At 70.7% G+C, this 4,117-nt stretch carries 5 protein-coding genes; 2 read left to right on the forward strand and 3 right to left on the reverse strand.

Annotated features, from left to right (window positions below):
- Positions 1 to 87: BBE domain-containing protein (locus CCN42_RS37900; RefSeq protein ID WP_143662172.1), on the forward strand; the 87-nt coding region annotated here is incomplete at its 5' end.
- 47 nt (positions 88 to 134) lie between these two features.
- On the opposite strand, the gene CCN42_RS37905 is transcribed toward CCN42_RS37900, so the two are convergent.
- From CCN42_RS37905 to CCN42_RS37915, 3 genes are all read right to left on the reverse strand, one after another.
- Complete coding sequence (locus tag CCN42_RS37905; RefSeq protein WP_086741786.1) at positions 135 to 851, reverse strand: phosphatase PAP2 family protein; 717 nt, start codon at positions 849 to 851, stop codon at positions 135 to 137.
- Between the two features lie 292 nt (positions 852 to 1,143).
- Positions 1,144 to 2,151, reverse strand: a complete 1,008-nt coding sequence (locus CCN42_RS37910; RefSeq protein WP_281259566.1) for a C40 family peptidase — start codon at positions 2,149 to 2,151, stop codon at positions 1,144 to 1,146.
- Positions 2,152 to 2,267: 116 nt separating this feature from the next.
- Positions 2,268 to 3,206 (reverse strand): oxidoreductase, encoded by a 939-nt coding sequence (locus CCN42_RS37915; protein WP_086741787.1) that lies wholly within the window; start codon positions 3,204 to 3,206, stop codon positions 2,268 to 2,270.
- A 61-nt stretch (positions 3,207 to 3,267) separates the two neighbouring features.
- Here CCN42_RS37915 and CCN42_RS37920 point away from each other — a divergent pair, with 61 nt between their 5' ends.
- Positions 3,268 to 3,873: a TetR/AcrR family transcriptional regulator gene (locus CCN42_RS37920; protein WP_086741788.1), complete on the forward strand. Its 606-nt coding sequence runs from the start codon at positions 3,268 to 3,270 to the stop codon at positions 3,871 to 3,873.
- Positions 3,874 to 4,117: the final 244 nt, after the last annotated feature.

The following is a 4,117-nucleotide window of genomic DNA, read 5'->3' on the forward strand; positions in this document are numbered from 1 at the left end:
TACTACGGCGCCGCGGCGCCGCGCCTGGCCCAGCTGAAGCGGACGTACGACCCGGGGCGGGTGTTCACCCACCCGCAGGCGCTGTGAGCGCCGGCGCGCCGGGAGACCCCCGGCGCCCGCCGGTCCACCCCGCCTCAGGCGGCGAGGTCGCGCTCCTCGCTCTTCTTCCCGGTGGAGTCCTGCCGGGTCCCGGGAATCAGGGCGTCCCTGTTCTCGACGGACGGCCGCTTCCGGATCAGCCACCCCACCCGTGGCGACCGCTCCATCGCCTCGGCCACGGGGGTGAGCAGCGCCATGGCGACGGGCGAGAGCAGCAGCGCGACCGCCGTGCCCAGTGCGAACCCGCCCACGACGTCGGTCGGGTAGTGCACACCCATGTACACCCGGCAGAACCCTTCCAGCAGGGCGAGCCCGATGCCGACGAGTCCGAACTTCCGGTTGGCGACGAAGAGCCCGACGGCCATGGCCATGGTGATGGTCGCGTGGTCGCTGACGAACGAGAAGTCGGTCTTGCCCTTGACGAGGACCTCCAGGCCCTCGTGCTCAAGGAAGGGCCGGGGCCGCTCCACGAATCCGCGTATCGGCACGTTCACCAGCACCGCGACGCCGGCCGCCAGCGGTGCCCAGACCAGCGCGGCGACGGACGAGGCCGCCTCCTGCGCGGATCCGGCCCGGCGCCGTCCGGTCCACCAGCACCACAGCACGAGCAGCACCATGCCGAACAGCAGTCCGTACTCACCGACGTACTCCATGACGCGGTCGAACCAGTGTGGTGCGTCCTTGGCCAGGCCATTGATGTCGTACAGCAGCTCGACGTCGGGGTTCGACCCGGATTGCGCGAGTCCAGCCATGGTGCAGCGGCCCCTTCGTCGTCATCTCAGCGGCGCACCCTTTCATGCGCCGTCCTGCCACCCCCGTGGTGGGTAGATCGATCGTCCCGGTCGATGGTCTGTCGATGGTCTAGGTCAATCGGCTACGTCAACAGGAACGCACGGTCCCGGTCTCTACGTTCCACATTCCACTGAATGATCACGCAGACGTTATCGAAGAGAGACACGTCATCGCAGCTCAGGGGTCTGGTTCACGCTCAGTTCAAGCCGCTCGGAGCCGCCTCCGGGTCGCTCCGAGCGGCTCCACACCCGGTCAGACGGCCGAGGGCAGCGCTTTTGCGCCATCCTCGGTGACCCGGGTGGCCCCGAAGTACTTCGCGGTGTCGATCGGGTCGAACCGGATCACCGCGCCCGTGTACGGCGCGTCGATCATGTACCCGCCGCCGACGTAGATCCCCACGTGGTCGATGGCCCGCGAGTTGGTGGGGTCGGGCGAGAAGAACACCAGGTCACCGGGGAGCAGTTCGTCCCGGGAGGGGTGCGGCCCCGCGTTGTACTGATCGTTCGCCACCCGCGGCAGCTCGATCCCCAGGCTCTCGTACGCCGCCTTGGTCAGCCCCGAGCAGTCGAACCGCCCGCCCTGTTCGGGCGTGCCGTTCCCGCCCCACAGATAGGGCGTGCCCAGCTTCTTCTGCGCGTAGTGGATCGCGCCGGCGGCCTGCTTGGACGGGTCGAGCCGGGTGGTGGGGGCGGCGAAGCTCTCCTCCAGCGTCGTGATCGTCCGGACGTAGTTCTGCGTCTCCTTGTACGGCGGCACGCCCCGGTACTTGATCACTGCGTACGCCCCCGCGTTGTAGGCGGCGAGCATGTTCTTCGTCGGATCCCCGGGCACGTCCTTCACGTACTCGGCGAGCGTGCAGTCGTACTTCGCGGCCGACGGGATCGCGTCCCGCGGATCCCACACGTCACGGTCGCCGTCCCCGTCGCCGTCGACCCCGTGCGTGGCCCACGTGCCGGGGATGAACTGCGCTATGCCCTGCGCGGCGGCCGGGCTCTTGGCGTTCGGGTTGAAGCCGCTCTCCTGGTACAGCTGCGCGGCGAGCAGGGCCGGGTTGATGGCCGGGCACATGTTGCCGTACTTCTGCACCAGCGGCTGGTACGCGGCCGGCACCGACCCCTTGGCCAGTGCCTTGCCGCCGCCGCGCACCCCGTTCACCAGGTTCCCGGCGACCAGGTACACGCCGACGACGAGCAGCATCACGAAGGCGAGCGAACCACCGACCACGGCCGTGCCAACGATCCACGCCTTACGCACCGTCAACCGCCCCTCACCGCCCGGGAGTACGCCGACGTCAGTGTAGAGGCGGAGCCCGCCCCTCGCAGGCATGACAACCCGTCGGCCTCGCAGCCGCCCCTGCGCGCGAGCGGTTGCCCCGGTCAGGGGCGCCCGGCCGGGAACCCCACCCCGGTCAGCTCCTCCGACGCCTCCCACAGCCGCCGTGCCGCCACCGGATCGCTCGCCGCCGCCGACCGGCCCACCAGGGCCGGCGCGCCCCGCATCTCGGCGAGCCCGTCGGGGCCGACGTAGCTCCCGCCCGGCAGGTCCGCCACCGCCGCGTACAGCGTGGGCAGCGCGCCCGCCCGGTCGCTCTGCGCGAAGAGGCGGTTGCCGATCCCCATCACGGCGCGGGCCAGCGGGTTGCCGGCGTGGCTCTGCAGGTTGGTGGCCGCGTAGCCGGGGTGGGCGGCCACGGCCCGCACGCCGGAGCCGGACTCGGCCAGGCGGCGCTGGAGTTCCAGGGTGAAGAGCAGGTTGGCCAGCTTGGACTGGGCGTAGGCGCGCACCGGCGTGTAACCGGACGTCAGGTTCAGGTCGTCGAAGCGGATGACGCCGTAGCCCGCGCGGTGCATCCCGGACGAGACCGTCACCACCCGGTCGGTGACGTACGGCAGCAGCAGGTTGGTGAGCGCGAAGTGACCGAGGTGGTTCGTGCCGAACTGCATCTCGAACCCGTCGCGCGTCCGCCGCCGCGGCAGCATCATCACGCCCGCGTTGTTGATCAGCAGGTCCAGCGGGCGCCCTTCCCACCGCTCGGCGAACTCCCGTACGGACGTCAGGTCGGCGAGGTCCAGCCGCCGTACCTCCGTACTGCCCCGCACCTGCGCGCCGCCGCCGGCCTCCGCCGCCGCGGCCCGCCCGCGCGCCTCGTCCCGCACGGCGTAGACGACGTGCGCCCCCGCCCGCGCCAGCTCCCGCGCGGCGACCCGTCCGAGCCCGCTGTTGGCGCCGGTGACGACGGCGGTCCGCCCGATGAGGTCCGGCAGCCGGCTCGCGTCCCACTTGGCCGGCCGGGCCGGCTTGGTCGTAGTTGCCATGCCCTCAAAGTAGGCACCGCCAACAATGCTGTCAATGACAACATCGGGCTACGATGACCCCATGCACCAGCCCGAGAGCAGCAGCCGCCCCTACCACCACGGCGACCTCCGCGCCGCCCTGCTCTCGGCCGCCGAACACACCCTGCGCGCCAAGGGCGCCACCGCCCTCTCCCTACGCGAACTCGCCCGCGACCTCGGCGTCAGCCACGCCGCCCCGGGACGCCACTTCAAGGACAAGCAGGCCCTGCTCGACGCGCTCGCCCTCACCGGCTTCCAGCGCATGGCGGCCGCCATGGACACCGCCGACGACCCCGCCCTGCCCCTCGAACCCCGGCTCACCGCACTCGCCCGCGCCTATCTCGGCTTCACCGTGGACAACCCCGCCCTGCTGGAACTGATGTACGCCCGCAAACACGACCCGGACATCCCCGAGCAGCTGGCCACCGCCATCGCCCGCACGAAGGAACCCCTCTTCCGGATCATCACCGACGCCCAGCAGCGCGGCGAGATCGTCCCGGGCGACCCCGAGCACATCGCCCTCCTGGCCGGCGCCAGCCTGCACGGCGTCGCCAGCTTCACCGCCACCGGCCACCTCCCGCCCGAGTCCGCCCTCACCGGCGTCGACGAGCTGGTCCACCACCTGCTGCACGGCCTGAGACCCCGCTAGCCTTCACCCGGACGGCCCTCACCCGCAGAACACCGGCGCGGCCCCGTCACCCGTCACACCATCAGAAACCGGCACAGTCACCAAAAGTGACACAACGACGGAATCACACCACAGGTTCCGCACCCGCTTCATTGCCCGGCGTTACGCGCCGTGATACACAGAGTGACCATACGAGCTATTCGTACGAAACCTGCCAAGCAATGACGCCCGGGTATGTCGACTTGGCGTCATTGCTTGGCAGGTT

It is taken from the genome of Streptomyces glaucescens (assembly GCF_002154375.1).
GTDB classification, from domain to species: domain Bacteria; phylum Actinomycetota; class Actinomycetes; order Streptomycetales; family Streptomycetaceae; genus Streptomyces; species Streptomyces glaucescens.

Bases quoted from the DNA above. Each gene is read 5' to 3' on its own strand.
- CCN42_RS37905 (WP_086741786.1), bottom strand. From the start codon at position 851: ATGGCTGGACTCGCGCAATCCGGGTCGAACCCCGACGTCGAGCTGCTG.
- CCN42_RS37915 (WP_086741787.1), bottom strand. From the start codon at position 3,206: ATGGCAACTACGACCAAGCCGGCCCGGCCGGCCAAGTGGGACGCGAGC.
- CCN42_RS37920 (WP_086741788.1), top strand. From the start codon at position 3,268: ATGCACCAGCCCGAGAGCAGCAGCCGCCCCTACCACCACGGCGACCTC.